The sequence below is a fragment of the Plantactinospora sp. B6F1 genome (genome assembly GCF_040120695.1).
Classification (GTDB): Bacteria; Actinomycetota; Actinomycetes; order Mycobacteriales; family Micromonosporaceae; genus Plantactinospora.
The window spans coordinates 1-15,867 of the sequence record NZ_JBEEAC010000038.1 but is presented as its reverse complement, the minus strand read 5'-3'; the positions used below and the strand labels follow the sequence as shown (position 1 = coordinate 15,867).

Below are 15,867 nucleotides of genomic sequence, written 5' to 3'. Positions count from 1 at the left end.
TCATCGGGTCGGGTGGCGCTGGCGGTGCTGGTCGGCGGCTCGGCCGTCGACGGGTCGTGTGGGGTGGTGTCGCCTTGACAGGTGGGAAAATTCGGACAGTGGTGCTTGTCTTCACTTGACAGAAAGTTACTGAAGGATTCTTACGGAAGAGGGTGCCGGCAGCAAGCCCCGGCGGCCGAACCGTTACGCAGCGGCAATCCACCCCGGGTTCCCGCATAGCGCGTCCGGGGGCCGACAGAATAGATAGCCTGGCCACATGCGCCGCCTGCGGGAGGTCGCCGACCGCACGCCAGCCCGGCGGGAGCGCTACGTCGACCTGCTCCGCGCGACGGCGATCGCCCTGGTGGTGCTCGGTCACTGGCTGATCGCCGTAATCGAGGGCGACGACGGACAGTTGCGCGGCCACAACGCCCTTGAGGACATCGGGTGGGCCCATCCGGGCACCTGGCTTTTCCAGGTCATGCCACTGTTCTTCCTGGTCGGCGGCTACGCCAACGCCGCCTCGCTGGCCAGCCACCGACAGCAGGGCGGCGACGCCGCTGCCTGGTTGCGGGACCGCAGCGGACGGCTGCTCCGGCCCACCACCGTGCTGCTGGTGCTGCTCGCCCTCGCCGCGCTGGCCGCCCGGCTGCTCGGCGGCGGCCCGTCCCAGGTCCGCGAGGTCGTCTGGTACGCCACCGTACCGCTCTGGTTCCTGTCCGCATACCTCTGCGTGGTGCTGCTTACCCCGGTCACGTACGCCCTGCACCGACGGTACGGCCTGGTCGTGCCGGTGGTACTGCTCGGACTGACCGCCCTCGGTGACCTGGCCCGGCTGCTCGGCGAGAGCCGGCTGGGATACGGGAACTTCCTGTTCGGCTGGCTCGCCATGCACCAGGTCGGGTTCGCCTGGCGGACCGGGCACCTGCCGATGCGTCCCCGGGTGGGCGGGCCGCTGCTCGCGGTCGGGCTGACCGCGCTGCTGCTGCTGACCCTGGTCGGCCCGTACCCGACCAGCATGATCAACCAACCGGACCAGCGGATCCAGAACATGTCCCCGCCGAGCCTGGCCCTGCTCGCCCTGGCCACCGCGCAGCTCGGGCTGATCATGCTGCTCCGCGCCCCGGCCGAGCGGTGGTTGCACCGGACCCACCCCTGGATGCTGGTCGTCGCGGTCAACTCGGTGGTGCTGACCATCTTCCTCTGGCACCTCACCGCCGTGATCCTGCTGGCCGGTGGGCTGGACGCGCTCGGCGCCCTGCCCGCCCCGCCGGTCGGCACCACCACCTGGTGGCTCTGGCGGATCCCCTGGCTGATCATGCTGACCGGGGTACTGGCGGTGCTGGTCGCCATCTTCGGCCGGATCGAGCTGCGCGGCTCCCGCCGCCCGCACGGCCGGCACCGGGCGCTGCCGGCGGCACTGTGCCGCACCCTCGCCCGCCCGCTGCCCCGGCTGCTGCTCGTCGTGCTCGGCTTCGCCGCGACCGTGGTCGGGCTGTTCAGCAACAACGCCGCGCCGAAGAGCGGCGAGTACCCGCTCGGCCTGCCCACCGGCGCGCTGGTCGCGTATCTCCTCGGAGCCGGCCTGCTCCGGCTGCTCCGCTCGGTGCCCACCCCGGCCCCGGACTGACCGGCCGGCACACCTCCGCCCCGCCGGACACCGGGCCCCGCCGGACACCAGGCCCCGCCGGACACCGCCCTCCCCGCCAGCCCGCCCGGCCACCCGCCAGCCCGCCGAGCCACCGGACAGCGGGATGCCGCCGGCCGGGGCGGAATACTATTGCCTGTGCCCAACGGACAGCTCCGGCGGATGGCCGCCTTCTCCTTTCCGGCCCACTCCTTCGACCCGGCCACCGGCCAGGCCGCCCTCGAATACGCGCTGACCGGCCCGGACGGCGAGCTGCGGTTCACCGAGCGGATCAGCTTCCCCCGGCCGGAGGCACCGCCGTCACCGAAGGCCCTGGCCACCTTCGGTCGGGTGCTGGAGCTGCTGCACCTGGTCGCCGGGGTGAGCTACTACAAGGCCGCCGCACCGCCCAGGCTGGTCCTGCCGGCACCGCTGGGCGAGCAGGCGGTCGCGCTGGTCACCGCCGTCTACACCGCCGGACTCGCCGAGTACGCCTACCGCAACGACCTGCCGCACGTGCTGGACCTGACCCCCGAGCTGCCACCGGGGCGGAGCGCCGAACCGGTCGGCTGGGACAACTCGGACCGCCGGCCGCTCTCCACCGTGGGTGGCGGCAAGGACTCCATCGTCACCCTGGAGGCGCTACGCCGGGCCGGCTTCGACCCGGTGCCCTTCTCGGTCAACCCGAACCACATCATCGCCAGCGTCGACGAGGCCTCCGGGCTGACCCCGCTGGCCGCCCGGCGGCGGCTCGACCCGGCGCTGATCGAGCTGAACGCGGCCGGAGCCCGCAACGGGCACATCCCGGTCACCGCCATCAACTCGCTGGTCGCGGTGGCCACCGCCGTACTGCACGGGCTGGGCCCGGTGGTGATGTCGAACGAGCGCTCCGCATCCGACCCCAACCTGGTCTGGCACGGTGTCCAGGTCAACCACCAGTGGTCCAAGGGAGTCGAGGCGGAGGGGCTGCTCCGGGCCGCGCTGGCCGGACACGCCGGGCTGACCGAGCCGTACTTCTCGCTGCTGCGGCAGCTCTCCGAACTGCACATCGCCCGGCTCTTCGCCCAGTTCGACCGCTACGACGACGTGGTGACGAGCTGCAACGCGGCGTTCAAGCTGCGCGACCCCAGCGACCGGTGGTGCGGGGACTGCCCGAAGTGCCGGTTCATCTTCCTGGCCCTGGCCCCGTTCATGCCCCGGGCCCGGCTGGTGCAGATCTTCGGCGCCGACCTGCTGGCCGACCCGACCCAGTCGCCCGGCTACCTGGAACTGCTCGGCGTCGACGCACACAAGCCGTTCGAGTGCGTCGGCGAGGTCGAGGAGTCGGTGGTGGCGCTCGGCCTGGTCGCCGAGCATCCGGACTGGCGGGACGCGGCCGTGGTCCGCACGCTGCTCGACGCCGTCCCGGCGCAGGCCTGGACGGCGGCCAACGCCACCGACGTCTTCACCCCGGCCGGACCGCACTTCGTCCCCCCGGCGTACGCCAAGGCGCTGACCGCGATCTCCTGAGCCCGGCCCGGTCCTGTCGAAACGGCGCTGGACCGGGCGGCGGTCCGGCCACCGGGCGCCGGTCCGGATGGATCAGCCGTCCCGGACGGCGTCCAGGGCGAGCAGGGCGACGTGCAGCGACAGGCAGTCGTCCACCGAGTCCAGGTCGACCCGGAGAATCCGGGAGATCCGGGCCAGCCGCTCGTAGTAGGCCGGCCGGGACAGGTGCGCCGCCGAGGCGGCGGCCGACTTGTTCCGGCCGCTGGCCAGGTAGCCGCGCAACGTACCGAGCAACTGCTCCCGGGGATGCTCGGCGTCGTGGGTCAGCAGCGGCCCGAGTTCGCGTTCGACGAAGGTCTGCAACCTCGGCTCGTCCCGGAGCAGGTGCAGCAGCCCGACCAGGCCAACCTGGGGCAACCGGTACACCGGCAGGTCCCGTCGCCCCCGGCGGGCGGCGTCGGCGACCTGGCGGGCCTCGATCAGCGAGCGCCGGACCTCCCGTACGGTGCCCACGCCGGAGCCGGCCGCCACGATCACCGCGCCCGGCACGCCGTACGGCCGGACCGTGGCCGGGCCGGCGTCCAGGCGTACCCGGTCCAGGGCCGCCGCGAACGCGACAAGCGCGCGCTCCTCGTCCCCGGGGTCCCGCAGGGCCAGCACGGCACCGACCGCCTGGTCGTCCAGGGTGCTGGCCAGTCCGCTCAGTTCGACCTCCCGCAGGGCCTGGCTGACCGCCTCGGCCAGATCCCGCAGCCGGGCCTGCCCGCCCGGCGCCGCGCCCGCCTCGTCGGCGCGGTACCGGACCACCACCCCGACCAGGTGCCGGCGGTCCAGGGGTACCCCGAGGGCGCGGGCCCGCAGCGCCACCTCGTCGACCGGCCGGGTGTGGTCGAGCAGCGCGGTCAGCAGGGTGCGGTGGATCTGCCGCTCCAGCCCCTCGGCGTCCCGCCGGATCAGCCGGCCCAGCGCCAGCGTGGAGGCGGCCCGCTCGATCAGGATCGTCAACCGGGTCGGCGGGCCGGCCGAGGTGGCGACCGGCGGCTCCCCGCTCGGCCAGCGCAGCAGCAGCCGCCCCCAGTCCTGCCCCCGGGCGCCGACCGTGGTGCAGAGCCAGCCGGCGTCCGGGTCGTAGCCGGTCCGGCCGGTCGGGCGGATTCGCCGGGAGTGCTGCTCCCAGCCGCGGAGCAGCAGCTCGGCGCTCTCCCCCGCCGGGTCGTACGCCAGCACCTGCCGGGAGAGGTTCTCCAGGATCACCGGGCAGCCGGCCAGTACGGCGGCCTGCCGGACCACCTCGGCCGGCTCGGCGCCCTCGACGGAGAGTTCGGTGAACCGCTGGTGGATCTCCTCGGTCGCCCGCAACTCGGCGAGTTGGGCGTCGAGAATCAGCCCGTGCACCGCCTCGGTGATCGGGACGAACGGCGTCACCCGGCAGAGTTCGACCAGCGGCAGGTTCCGGCGCTCGGCCGCGGTGACCATCGCCCGGGGTACCGCGGCCGGATAGCGCCGGCCGAGTTCGACCAGGAGTCCGGAGACCCCGACATCGGCCAGCTCGTCGATGAAGGCGCGCAGCCCGGCGTCGTCGCCGGGCAGGCCGATGCCGGTGGTGAGCACCAGTTCACCGCCGCTGAGCAGGGCCGCGATGTCCGGCACCTCGGCGGCGTGCACCCACCGTACGCGCCGGTCCAGCCCGGCCGCGCCGGCGACCACCCGGGGGCCGCCGTGCCGGACCGGATCGAGGGCCAGCACCTCGCGCACGGTGGGAAACACGGGCTCGACGGTACCGCCCGACCCGCGACCACCCGCGCCGCCACCGGCACCGCCGGGCCGGCGACCGCACGGCTGCGCCGAACCCTCCGGCGCAGCTCGCCAGGTCGTGGCCGATCCCCTGGAGGATCGGTGCCGGTTGATCCCCGACAGGAGATCAGTCGACGCCGAACTCCATCGCGGCGCGGTCGAGTGCCTCGTCGTCGGCGGAGGAGACCCCCCGCGAGGCGATGGCTTCCGCACCACCTGCCGGCATCGCACCGATCAGCCCGGTCGACGCCGCCTGCGCGGCACCGACCACCCGCTGCGGGGTCGCGCCGCCGACCATGCCGAGGGTGGCGTACTGCTCCAGCTTCGCCCGCGAGTCGGCGATGTCCAGGTTGCGCATGGTGAGTTGGCCGATCCGGTCCGCCGGGCCGAACGCCGAGTCCTCGGTACGCTCCATCGACAGCTTGTCCGGGTGATAGCTGAACGCCGGGCCGGTGGTGTCCAGGATCGAGTAGTCCTCGCCCCGGCGCAGCCGCAACGTCACCTCGCCGGTGATCGCGGTGCCGACCCAGCGCTGCAGCGACTCGCGCAGCATCAGGGCCTGCGGGTCCAGCCAGCGCCCCTCGTACATCAGCCGGCCGAGGCGGCGGCCCTCGTTGTGGTAGTTCGCCAGGGTGTCCTCGTTGTGGATCGCGTTGACCAGCCGTTCGTACGCGGCGTGCAGCAGCGCCATCCCGGGTGCCTCGTAGATGCCCCGGCTCTTGGCCTCGATGATCCGGTTCTCGATCTGGTCCGACATGCCCAGGCCGTGCCGGCCGCCGATGGCGTTCGCCTCCAGCACCAGTTCGACGGGGCTGCCGAACTCCTTGCCGTTGATCGTCACCGGGCGGCCCTGGTCGAAGCCGATCGTGACGTCCTCGGTCGGGATCTCCACCGACAGGTCCCAGAACCGGACTCCCATGATCGGGTTGACGGTCTCGATACCGTTGTCGAGGTGCTCGAGGGTCTTCGCCTCGTGCGTGGCGCCCCAGATGTTGGCGTCGGTGGAGTACGCCTTCTCGGTGCTGTCCCGGTACGGCAGCCCGCGCTCGGACAGCCACTCCGACATCTCCCTACGCCCGCCCAGTTCGGTGACGAAGTCGGTGTCGAGCCAGGGCTTGTAGATGCGCAGCTGCGGGTTGGCCAGCAGCCCGTACCGGTAGAAGCGCTCGATGTCGTTGCCCTTGAAGGTCGAGCCGTCGCCCCAGATCTGGACGTCGTCGGAGATCATCGCCCGCACCAGCAGGGTCCCGGTCACGGCCCGGCCCAGCGGGGTGGTGTTGAAGTACATCCGCCCGCCCGAGCGGATGTGGAAGGCGCCGCAGGTCAACGCCGCCAGTCCCTCCTCCACCAGGGCGGCACGGCAGTCGACCAGGCGACCGAGCTCGGCGCCGTAGCTCAGGGCGCGACCGGGTACCGAGGCGATGTCGGGCTCGTCGTACTGGCCGATGTCGGCCGTGTAGGCGCAGGGGACGGCGCCCTTGTCGCGCATCCACGCGACCGCGACCGAGGTGTCGAGGCCGCCGGAGAAGGCGATGCCGACACGTTCGCCGATGGGCAGGGAGGTGAGAACCTTGGACACAGGGAAGATTATGCATTAGGTCGCATCATCATGCAAACGGCGGATCGTCACGTCCCAGCTCCCAGAACGCCACCGCCGCAGCGGCGGCGACGTTCAACGAGTCCACTCCGCGCCGCATCGGGACGACCACCCGGACGTCGCTGGCCGACTGGGCTCCAGCGGTGAGGCCGGGACCCTCGGCCCCCAGCAGCAGTGCCGCCCGCTCGCGCTGGGCCGGAGTCAACCGCTGGATCGGTACGGCGTCCGGCGCCGGCGTCATGGCGAGCACGGCGAAGCCGGCCTCCCGGACCCGGTCCAGACCTGCGGGCCAGCTGTCGAACCTCGCGTACGGCACCGCGAAGACCTCGCCCATACTGACCCGGACGCTGCGCCGGTAGAGCGGGTCGGCGCAGGTGGGCGAGAGCAGGACGGCGTCCACCCCGAGCGCGGCGGCGCCCCTGAAGATCGCCCCGAGGTTGGTGTGGTTGTTGACGTCCTCCAACACCACCACCCGGCGGGCCTCCCGGAGCACCTCCGGCACGGTCGGCAGCGCGCGTCGGTGGAACGAGCCGAGTACGCCCCGGTGCACGTGGAAGCCGGTGACCCGCTCCAGCACGGCCGGGCTGGCGGCGTAGACGGGTGCGGGCGTCCCGCCGGCACCGTTGCCGGCGGCCAGGTCACCGAGCTGGTCGACCCGTTTCGCGTCGACCAGGAAGGAACGCGGCCGGTAGCCGGCCCGGACCGCCCGGCGCAGCACGAGTTCGCCCTCGGCGATGAAGAGCCCGTTCGGCGGCTCCCACCGGGTACGCAGCTCGACGTCGGTGAGGGCCCGATAGTCGGCGATCCGGGGATCTTCCGGGTCGGTGATCACTTCGGCAGGCACGATGGTGGGCGCGTCGGACACGTGCCGATTCTCCCGGTCCCCCGCTCCGCCACCCGATCGGGCTCGACAGGTAGGAGATTTCCTACGCTTGACTGGTAGGACATTGCCTACCTATTGTCGTCCGCATGGCTATCACGCAGATCCAGTTGCTCTCACTGCCGGTGACCGACCAGGACCGGGCCCGGGACTTCTACGTCGACACCCTCGGCTTCGAGTTGCTCGGCGACAACCGGACGGGGCCGGACCAGCGCTGGGTGCAGGTCGGCCCGAAGGGTGCCGGGACCTCGATCACCCTGGTCACCTGGTTCGACACCATGCCGCCCGGCTCGGTCAAGGGACTGGTGCTGGAGACCGACGACCTCGACGGCGACGTCGCCGAGCTGACCCGCCGCGGCGTGCCGATGTCCGGCGGCGTCCAGGAAGCGCCCTGGGGCCGATTCGTCACCTTCGACGACCCGGACGGCAACGGCATCGTGCTCCAGGCGACGGCCGGCCGTGCCTGACGTCGACGTCTTCACCGCGGTCGCCAACCCGACCCGGCGGCAACTACTCGGCCTGCTGCTGGACCGGGGCGAGCGGCCGGTGCAGGAGTTGGCCGACCACTTCGACATGCGCCGGCCGAGCCTCTCCGAACACCTGCGGGTACTCAAGGACGCCGGCCTGGTGGTCGAGCACCGGGCCGGCCGGCAGCGGCTCTACTCGCTGCGTCCGGAGCCACTGCGCGACGTCGCCGAGTGGCTCACCCCGTACGAGCGGTTCTGGCGGGAGAAGCTCGCCGGGCTCCGCGACCTACTCGACGCGATCGACGCCGACGAGGACACCGACCGCCCACGCCATGCCGCCGGTCGCGCCGGCCGGTCGGACGCCGTGGCCGCAACAGCCGAACAGCGCCGGGATTCCGGCCGACAGGAGGGACAACGATGACGACCGAACGCGGCGTGATCCGGGCCGACCAGTTTCTCGCGCATCCACCCGGACGGGTCTGGCGGGCCCTCACCGAGCCCGAGCTGCTGGCCCGGTGGTTGATGCCGAACGACTTCAAGCCGGTACCGGGACACCGGTTCACCTTCCAGACCACGGCCCGGCCCGACGAGGACTTCGACGGCGTGGTGCACTGCGAGGTCCTGGAGGTCGAGCCGGAGCACCGGCTGCGGCTCTCCTGGAGCGGTGGCCGCCTGGAGACCACCGTCACCTGGACGCTCGCCGCCGAGGGGCGGGGCACCCGGCTCTTCGTCGAACACGCCGGTTTCGACCCCGACGACCCGGTCCAGCAGCGCGCCTTCACCATCATGAGCGGTGGTTGGCGAAGCATGGTCTTCCGCCGCATCGCGGAGGTACTGGTCGAACAGGACGGCCCGCCGGAGGGCGACCCGGGGCGGTAGCGCCCTCCGGCGGGCGGACGGTCCGACCGGGACCGGACGGAACGGGGACGATCAGGAGGGGGCTGGGCCGGTCGTGGCGGGGCCCAGCCCACCACCTGCCGGAGCGACGCCGAGACCGCCGGAGACGCTCGCCGCCACCGCCCCGGCCGTGCCGGGACGGGTCAGCGCGGCCCGGCCGACCGGCGGCACCAGCAGCCGGGCCCGCCAGGCGATCCCGATGCCGGCGGCGAGCACGAACATCGCACCGAGGGCGTGCAGGGCCGAGGCCAGCATCCCGCCGACGCCGAGCAGCGGAGCCGCGATCATCAGCAGTACGCCGTCGGACTGGCTGAAGACTCCGGAGCGGTACAGCGCCAGACCCGTCAGCCACCAGCCGAGGGAGTAGAGCACGCCGCCGCTGACCGCGATGACCTGGCCAGCCCGGCCGAACGCCGCCGTGGAGTCCGGCAGTCCGCCGAACGGGAGTACCAGCATCGTCCCGGCGACCGCGACCAGCAGACCGGCGGTGCCGACGCCCCGGGTCCGGGTGGTCACCAGCAGGCTGGCCAGCGCCATCAGGGCGAGCAGGCCGAGCCAGAGCGCACCGATCCAGCCGAGCAGGTGGGCCGGACGCTGCTGGGTGAGGAACGGCGCGTTCCCGGCACCGACCAGGGTCACCGAACCGTACACAATGGCATAGCCGGGCAGTGACCAGACGGCGAGCCGGGCGAGCCGGCGCAGCGACCAGGCCCAGCTCGCGTCACTGGCCGGTTCGCTGGCGCCGCGCTCCACCACGAACGGCAGGAACCCGAAGCCGCCGTAGGGCCAGCGCCCGGAGACCGGATACACCCCGCCGCCGCTGCCCGGTGCGGTGCCGGATGTCCTCTTCGGCACCGTCACCGCCCCGGGGCGCGCGGAATCACGCTGGGGGTTCGAGGGGGGATTTTCCGGATTCGAGGGGTGGATCACACGCCGTCACCTCGCTCAACGTACTGCGCGGGCGGGCGCGGGCGCGATCCGCTTCGACGCCCCGCTCCTTCACACCACCCGTCGCTAGACCGATCGTGTCAGGTGCCGGGGCGCCGCGCGGACGCTTTGCCGGAATGGGCCGGGCGGGCCGGTCAGCCCCGCTCGGGATGCTTGTCCACAGTGGAGTTGTCGACCAGGTCGGTCGGCGGGACCGGCTCCGGCGCGGGCAACTGCTGCGGACCGGCAGGTCGGGACGACACCTGCGCCTCGGCGGCGCGTACCTCGGCGTTGACCTCCTGGGCCGCCTCGGCCGCGGCCTGGGCCGCCTCCGCCGCCTCGCGCTCGACGGCGCTCGCGTCGACGCTCGCCCGGGGTTCGTCGCCGACCATCTGGCCGAGTCCGCCCAGCGCGCCGCCCAGCCCCTCGAGCGCCTTGTTCAACTCGGCCGGAACGATCCACACCTTGTTGGCGGTCCCGTTGGCGATCTGCGGCAGCGCCTGGAGGTACTGGTAGGCCAGCACCTTCTGGCTCGGATTCGCCTGGTGGATCGCGTCGAAGACGGTACGGATCGCCTTCGCCTGCCCCTCCGCCTGGAGGATCCGGGCCTGCCGGTCACCGTCGGCGCGGAGCACTGCGGCCTGCTTCTCACCCTCGGCGGAGAGGATCTGCGACTGCTTGTGCCCCTCGGCGTTGAGGATCGCGGCCCGGCGGTCCCGCTCGGCGCGCATCTGCTTCTCCATCGAGTCCCGGATGCTCGGCGGCGGCTCGATCGCCTTGATCTCCACCCGGGTCACCTTGATGCCCCACCGTCCGGTCGTCTCGTCGAGTACCCCGGAGAGGTGCCGGTTGATCTCCTCGCGGCTGGTCAGCGCCCGCTCCAGGTCGAGCGAGCCGATGACGTTCCGCAGGGTGGTGACCGTCAACTGCTCGATGGCCTGGAGGAAGTTCGAGATCTCGTAGGTCGCCTTCACCGAGTCGACGACCTTGAAGTAGAGCACCGTGTCGATCGAGACGACCAGGTTGTCCGAGGTGATCACGGGCTGCGGCGGGAAGCTGACCACCTGCTCCCGCATGTCGACCTTGGTGCGTACCGCGTCGACGAACGGCACCAACAGGTTGAGGCCCGGGTTGAGGGTGCGCTTGTACCGGCCCAGCCGCTCGACAACGTCCTCCCGCTGCTGCGGCACGATCCGTACCGCACGCACCAGGGTCACCACCGTGATCAGGGCCACGGCGGCCAACAGCAGACCGATCACCGTATCCACGTCGCGCTCACCTCTTTATTTCGGGTTGCTCATCAATTGTGAACTCATCCCGCCAGACCAGTGCGGTCACGCCCTTGACCTCGATCACCCGTACCCGGGTGCCGGGCTCGATCACCTGGCTGGCGTCGTACGAGCGGGCGGTCCAGATCTCCCCGTCGATCTTGACCACGCCACTGTCGGCGTCCACCTGCTCCAGCACCAGCGCGCTGCTCCCGGTGATCGCCCGGACCCCGAACGGCTGCTCCTCCCCGGACAGTTCGGCCGCGCGATGCCGCCTCATCACGGGTCGGGCGACGGCCACGGTCAGCGCCGAGACGCCGGCGAAGACCACCGCCTGGAGCTCCAGCGGGGCGCCGAGGGCGGCAGCGCCGGCCGCGGCGAACGCCCCGACTCCGAACATGACGAGGAAGAGGGTCGTCGTGAAGATCTCCGCAACGACCAGCACGACGCCCAATACGATCCACAGGAGCGACTCCACACATCGATCCTGGCACGTCCGGGCGGCTACCGGCGAACTCACGATCGACCTACGTAAGATCTCCTGTCGAGATCCGCCGGCCGGGCGTCGTCCGGCCACCCGATTCGATCCTGTTTACACCCCGGACGGTCCGGTTCGGATGATCGGTCCGGTTTTCCGGTGTCCGGTCCTGGCTAGGATGATCCAGCCCGTTCAGACAAGCCAGTCCGGTTCCGGCACTCGAGCCCGAGGAGGCAGCCCGTGGTCCCCCAGCCGCCGGAGTCCGGCCTATCGCCGCAGACCACCAGCCGGATCGACACGCTCGTCGCCCAGGCCCAGGCATCCGGCCGGGCGCCGTCGCTGATCCTCGGGGTGCTCCGGACCCCGTCCGCCGCCGCGCCCGGGCAGGACGGCGGGCTCGTGCACGTCGCCACGGCCGGCGAGACGCCGCCGCCGGATCCGGACCTCCAGTACCGGATCGGCTCGATCACCAAGACGATGACCGCGGTACTGCTGCTGCGGCAGCGCGACGAGGGGCTGCTCGATCTCGACGATCCGCTGCACCGGCACCTGCCCGGCAACCCGCTCGGCGCCGTCCGGCTGCGTCAACTCCTCGGCCACGTCGCCGGGTTGCAACGCGAACCGGACGGCGAGTGGTGGGAACGCTCCACCGGTGTCGACCCGGACACCCTGCTCGCCGGTCTCACCGGCGACAAACTGGCATTTCCGCCGCACCGCGCCTTCCACTACTCCAACCTGGCGTACGGGCTGCTCGGGACGGTGCTGGAGCGGGTCACCGGGGAGTCATGGTGGAAGCTCGTCCGGTCCCGGCTGCTCGATCCACTGGGGATGACCCGCACCTCCTACCAGGCCACCGAACCGTACGCCCGCGGCTACGTCGTACATCCATGGCACGGGACGCTGCGCGAGGAGCCGCGTACCGACACCGGGGCGATGGCGCCGGCCGGGCAGCTCTGGGCCAGCCTGACCGATCTCGCCCGCTGGGCGGGTTTCCTCGCCGCCCCGGATCCGCAGGTGCTCGGTCCGGACAGCGCGGCGGAAATGTGCGTCCCGGTGGCGATGGCCGACCCGGACGTGTGGACCGCCGGCTACGGACTCGGCGTGGAACTGCACCGGGTCGGCGACCGGGTGTACGTCGGGCACGGCGGTTCGATGCCCGGCTACGTGGCCACGTTCTCGGTGCACCGGCCCTCCGGCACCGGCGTGGTCGGCTTCGCCAACGCGTACGGGCTGCGCGCCGCGTCGCTGCCGGCGCTCGGCCGACAGGTGCTCTCCACGGTGCTCGACGCCGAACCCACGCCGGTCCAGCCCTGGCGCCCGGCGACCGCGCCGCCGGACGCGGAGGTCGCCGAGCTGACCGGCCGCTGGTGGTGGATGGGCCGAGAGTTCGAGGTCTCCTGGGAGCCGACCGCCGAGGAACTGGTCGTGCGCCAACTGCTGGCCGGCACCGTCCCGCCCTGGCGGTTCGGCCGGGACGCCGCCGGCCGCTGGCGGGGCCGCTCCGGCATGAACAACGGTGAGATCCTCGCCGTCCGGCGCGACCCTACCGGTGCGGTCACCGCCCTGGACATCGCCACCTTCGTCTTCACCCGCGACCCCGACCGGCTCGGCTGAGACGACGACCCGCCCGCGACAACGGCGTCGCCGGAGCATTCGTACCGGGTCGACGCCGACCGCGTGGTGGTCGTCGAGGCCGAACCGCGCCGGTCAGGGCCCGGACGGGACCGTGACGAAGTCGATGAGCCGTTCCATCGCGTTGATCAACGGTGTCTCGACGTCGTGGAAGCTGTCGACCCGGGCGAGGATCCGCCGCCACATCTCGGCCGGCTCGGCAACCCCGAGGGCGGCACAGACGCCCTCCTTCCACGGCCGTCCCGGCGGCACCACCGGCCACGCCCGGATGCCGAGCGCCGACGGCTTCACCGCCTGCCACACGTCGACGTACGGGTGGCCGGTGACCAGGACGTCCGGCGAGGTGACCGCCGCGACGATCCGGCTCTCCTTCGAACCGGGCACCAGGTGGTCGACGAGGACCCCGAGCCGCCGCCCCGGCCCCGGGCCGAACTCCCGGACCCGGGACGCGAGCGCGTCGATGCCGTCCAGCGGCTCCACCACCACGCCCTCGATCCGCAGGTCGTCGCCCCAGATCCGCTCCACCAGCGCCGCGTCGTGCACACCCTCCACCCAGATCCGGCTGGCCTGGGCCACCCGGGCGGGTACTCCGGCCACCGCGACCGATCCGGAGGCGGTCCGTCGGCGCGGCGCCGGTGCCGCCGACGGTGCCGGCCGGCGCAGCGTCACCGGCTTCCCGTCGAGCAGGAACGCCGCCGGCAGCAACGGAAAGTTCCGCCGCCGGCCGTGCCGGTCCTCCAGCACCACCGCACCGGACTCGAAACCCACCACCGCGCCGCAAAACCCCGAATCGGCGTCCTCGACCACCAGATCGGCCTCGGCCGGCACCTCGGGCACCACCCGGCGCCGCCGCCAGTCCCCGGCGAGCACGTCGTCGCCGTACATCCTCCCCATGGGAGGCGACGGTAACCGCCGTCGGCCACCGACCGGAGTTGACGCGCCGCCCTGCCCGCACCCGAGACAGCCGACACGGGAAGCACGTACCCTAGCCGCATGTCCCCCGCAACGGGCGCGGCGACTCTCGTGGCGCGCCGGTCCAGCCGTTTTGTGGCCTGGGTACGCGCATGGCGCGCCGGGCTGGTGCCGTACGACGAGATCGCCGACGAGATCGCCGGCGGCGAGGAGCACCTCGTCGCCGACGCACCCGGTGCCTGGACCGACATACCGCTGCGCGACGCGCTCTCCGCCTTCTCCAAACTCTCGCCCGACGAGATCCGGCTGGTGCTGCCCGCCCCCGGCGATCCGCGCGGCCTGCCCGGCCCCGGTCCGTTCGCCTCGGCGGCCCTGCTGGCCGGCGAGGCCGTGGTGGCCCGCGGCCTGGGCGTGATCCCCGAGGTACGCACGCACACCAGCGGGTCCGGCGTGACGTTCGAGACGGTGCTCTGGCGGGTCCATCCGCTGCCGGAGACCGCTCCGGCCGCCTCGCTCGGCAGTCCCGGTGCCGCCGAGGCCGAGGCCGAGCTGGCGGTGACCCTGGCCGAGGCGACCGCCGCACTGACCCGGCTCGACGTCGCGCAGTGGCGTCCCGAGCTGGCCGGCGCGCTCGCCGCCCTGCGCCGCCCGGACAGCGGAATGGACCTGCCGCCCGGCTTCGACCCGCGCTCGCGCCGGCTGTTCGCCCGGGCCAGCGTGCTGGACCAGGTGCTCGCGCTGGCCGAGCACGCCGCACCCGGCGGTTCGGTCAACGGCCACGAGGCACAGCAGCGCGACGCCGCACTGCGCCCGCTCACCGCCGCCTGCCGCCGGGCGGTCGTGGCCGCCTGCAACGCCCCGCTCTCGGCCTGACCCCGGTCGCTGCCGCCCGGCCGGGACGACTCAGCTCCGGCCGGGACGACTCAGAATCCTGCCCGGACGACTCAGCTCCGGCCGGGACGACTCAGATCTCGTCGATCAGGTCGGCCACCGAGTCGACGATCCGGGACGGCAGGTACGGATAGCGCTCGGCCTCGGCCCGGGTGCTGATCCCGGTCAGCACCAGCACGGTCTGCAACCCCGCCTCCAGCCCGCAGAGGATGTCGGTGTCCATCCGGTCACCGATCATCGCGGTCGTCTCCGAGTGCGCGTCGATGGTGTTCAGCGCCGACCGCATCATCATCGGATTCGGCTTCCCGACGAAGTACGGCGCCACCCCGGTCGCCTTCGAGATCATCGCCGCCACCGAGCCGGCGGCCGGCAGGGCGCCCTCGGCGGACGGGCCGGTCGGGTCCGGATTGGTGCAGATGAACCGGGCTCCACCGTCGATCAGCCGGACCGCCTTGGTGATCGCCTCGAAGCTGTACGTCCGGGTCTCGCCCAACACCACGTAGTCGGGGGCGAAGTCGGTCAGCACGTACCCGACGGCGTGCATCGCGGTGGTCAGCCCGGCCTCCCCGATCACGTACGCGGTACCGCCGGGCCGCTGGTCGGCCAGGAACTGCGCGGTGGCCAGCGCGGCGGTCCAGATGGCGCGCTCGGGGACGTCGAACCCCATCCGGTTCAGCCGGGCCTGGAGGTCCCGGGCGGTGTAGATCGAGTTGTTGGTGAGGATCAGGAACGGCTTGCCCGAGGCACCCAGTGCCCGGACGAATTCGGGCGCGCCGGGCACCGGCTGCCCCTCGTGCACCAGTACCCCGTCCATGTCGGTGAGCCAGCTTTCCACCGGCTTGCGATCGGTCACGCCGAGCCTCCGCCGCGGGCGGCGTACGGGCTGGTCTCGTTCATGGCCCTCCTAGCCCCGCTTTCCGCACGTCGGTGATCGTGGGTGGGTTTCGGCGCGGCGGGTTGGTGATGAGGGTGACCGGTGGCAGCGTGTCCGGGTTGTGAGAGAGCGTGCGCGGTACGGTGTGGTGCCGTC

At 72.5% G+C, this 15,867-nt stretch carries 15 protein-coding genes; 7 read left to right on the top strand and 8 right to left on the bottom strand.

What is annotated here, in order from left to right:
• The first annotated feature begins 256 nt into the window (after positions 1-256).
• Positions 257-1,609, top strand: a complete 1,353-nt coding sequence (locus ABNF97_RS29650) for an acyltransferase family protein (RefSeq protein ID WP_130460446.1) — start codon at positions 257-259, stop codon at positions 1,607-1,609.
• A gap of 156 nt (positions 1,610-1,765) precedes the next feature.
• Entirely contained in the window at positions 1,766-3,115 is a 1,350-nt protein-coding gene (locus ABNF97_RS29645) for a MurL-like N-terminal domain-containing (RefSeq protein WP_349340543.1), read from the top strand.
• A gap of 72 nt (positions 3,116-3,187) precedes the next feature.
• Here ABNF97_RS29645 and ABNF97_RS29640 read toward each other — a convergent pair whose 3' ends face one another.
• From ABNF97_RS29640 to ABNF97_RS29630, 3 genes are all read right to left on the bottom strand, one after another.
• Positions 3,188-4,861: a PucR family transcriptional regulator gene (locus ABNF97_RS29640; RefSeq protein WP_349340542.1), complete on the bottom strand. Its 1,674-nt coding sequence runs from the start codon at positions 4,859-4,861 to the stop codon at positions 3,188-3,190.
• 154 nt (positions 4,862-5,015) lie between these two features.
• Positions 5,016-6,467, bottom strand: coding sequence for an argininosuccinate synthase (argG, locus tag ABNF97_RS29635; protein ID WP_130460449.1), 1,452 nt, complete (start codon positions 6,465-6,467; stop codon positions 5,016-5,018).
• A 28-nt stretch (positions 6,468-6,495) separates the two neighbouring features.
• Positions 6,496-7,329, bottom strand: coding sequence for a TrmH family RNA methyltransferase (locus ABNF97_RS29630; RefSeq protein WP_349340562.1), 834 nt, complete (start codon positions 7,327-7,329; stop codon positions 6,496-6,498).
• 125 nt (positions 7,330-7,454) lie between these two features.
• Between ABNF97_RS29630 and ABNF97_RS29625 the strand changes: the two genes are divergently transcribed.
• Genes ABNF97_RS29625 through ABNF97_RS29615 form a run of 3 tightly spaced genes read left to right on the top strand, consistent with a single transcriptional unit; the run spans position 7,455 to position 8,711 of the window.
• Positions 7,455-7,832, top strand: coding sequence for a glyoxalase superfamily protein (locus ABNF97_RS29625; protein ID WP_349340541.1), 378 nt, complete (start codon positions 7,455-7,457; stop codon positions 7,830-7,832).
• Positions 7,825-8,253, top strand: coding sequence for an ArsR/SmtB family transcription factor (locus ABNF97_RS29620; protein WP_349340540.1), 429 nt, complete (start codon positions 7,825-7,827; stop codon positions 8,251-8,253). The genes ABNF97_RS29625 and ABNF97_RS29620 overlap by 8 nt, the downstream gene beginning before the upstream one ends.
• Positions 8,250-8,711, top strand: a complete 462-nt coding sequence (locus ABNF97_RS29615) for an SRPBCC family protein (protein ID WP_349340539.1) — start codon at positions 8,250-8,252, stop codon at positions 8,709-8,711. Before ABNF97_RS29620 ends, ABNF97_RS29615 begins: the two co-directional genes overlap by 4 nt.
• A 51-nt stretch (positions 8,712-8,762) precedes the next feature.
• On the opposite strand, the gene ABNF97_RS29610 is transcribed toward ABNF97_RS29615, so the two are convergent.
• The 3 genes from ABNF97_RS29610 to ABNF97_RS29600 all read right to left on the bottom strand — a co-directional run bounded on the left by ABNF97_RS29610 (position 8,763) and on the right by ABNF97_RS29600 (position 11,402).
• Positions 8,763-9,584, bottom strand: coding sequence for a hypothetical protein (locus tag ABNF97_RS29610; RefSeq protein WP_349340538.1), 822 nt, complete (start codon positions 9,582-9,584; stop codon positions 8,763-8,765).
• A gap of 227 nt (positions 9,585-9,811) precedes the next feature.
• Positions 9,812-10,924, bottom strand: coding sequence for an SPFH domain-containing protein (locus tag ABNF97_RS29605; protein ID WP_349340537.1), 1,113 nt, complete (start codon positions 10,922-10,924; stop codon positions 9,812-9,814).
• A gap of 7 nt (positions 10,925-10,931) precedes the next feature.
• On the bottom strand, positions 10,932-11,402 hold the full coding sequence (locus ABNF97_RS29600; protein WP_130460455.1) for an NfeD family protein: 471 nt from the start codon (positions 11,400-11,402) through the stop codon (positions 10,932-10,934).
• A 240-nt stretch (positions 11,403-11,642) separates the two neighbouring features.
• Between ABNF97_RS29600 and ABNF97_RS29595 the strand changes: the two genes are divergently transcribed.
• Positions 11,643-13,016, top strand: coding sequence for a serine hydrolase domain-containing protein (locus ABNF97_RS29595; protein ID WP_349340536.1), 1,374 nt, complete (start codon positions 11,643-11,645; stop codon positions 13,014-13,016).
• Between the two features lie 93 nt (positions 13,017-13,109).
• On the opposite strand, the gene ABNF97_RS29590 is transcribed toward ABNF97_RS29595, so the two are convergent.
• Positions 13,110-13,928, bottom strand: a complete 819-nt coding sequence (locus ABNF97_RS29590) for a DUF3097 domain-containing protein (RefSeq protein ID WP_349340535.1) — start codon at positions 13,926-13,928, stop codon at positions 13,110-13,112.
• Positions 13,929-14,027: 99 nt separating this feature from the next.
• Between ABNF97_RS29590 and ABNF97_RS29585 the strand changes: the two genes are divergently transcribed.
• Positions 14,028-14,819 (top strand): Rv1486c family protein, encoded by a 792-nt coding sequence (locus ABNF97_RS29585; protein ID WP_130460458.1) that lies wholly within the window; start codon positions 14,028-14,030, stop codon positions 14,817-14,819.
• Positions 14,820-14,910: 91 nt separating this feature from the next.
• On the opposite strand, the gene ABNF97_RS29580 is transcribed toward ABNF97_RS29585, so the two are convergent.
• Positions 14,911-15,690: an HAD-IIA family hydrolase gene (locus ABNF97_RS29580; protein WP_130460459.1), complete on the bottom strand. Its 780-nt coding sequence runs from the start codon at positions 15,688-15,690 to the stop codon at positions 14,911-14,913.
• Positions 15,691-15,867 lie beyond the last annotated feature (177 nt).

Coding starts and splice junctions, on each gene's coding strand:
- ABNF97_RS29625 (WP_349340541.1), top strand. CDS start 7,455: ATGGCTATCACGCAGATCCAGTTGCTCTCACTGCCGGTGACCGACCAG.
- ABNF97_RS29590 (WP_349340535.1), bottom strand. CDS start 13,928: ATGGGGAGGATGTACGGCGACGACGTGCTCGCCGGGGACTGGCGGCGG.
- ABNF97_RS29650 (WP_130460446.1), top strand. CDS start 257: ATGCGCCGCCTGCGGGAGGTCGCCGACCGCACGCCAGCCCGGCGGGAG.
- ABNF97_RS29585 (WP_130460458.1), top strand. CDS start 14,028: ATGTCCCCCGCAACGGGCGCGGCGACTCTCGTGGCGCGCCGGTCCAGC.
- ABNF97_RS29615 (WP_349340539.1), top strand. CDS start 8,250: ATGACGACCGAACGCGGCGTGATCCGGGCCGACCAGTTTCTCGCGCAT.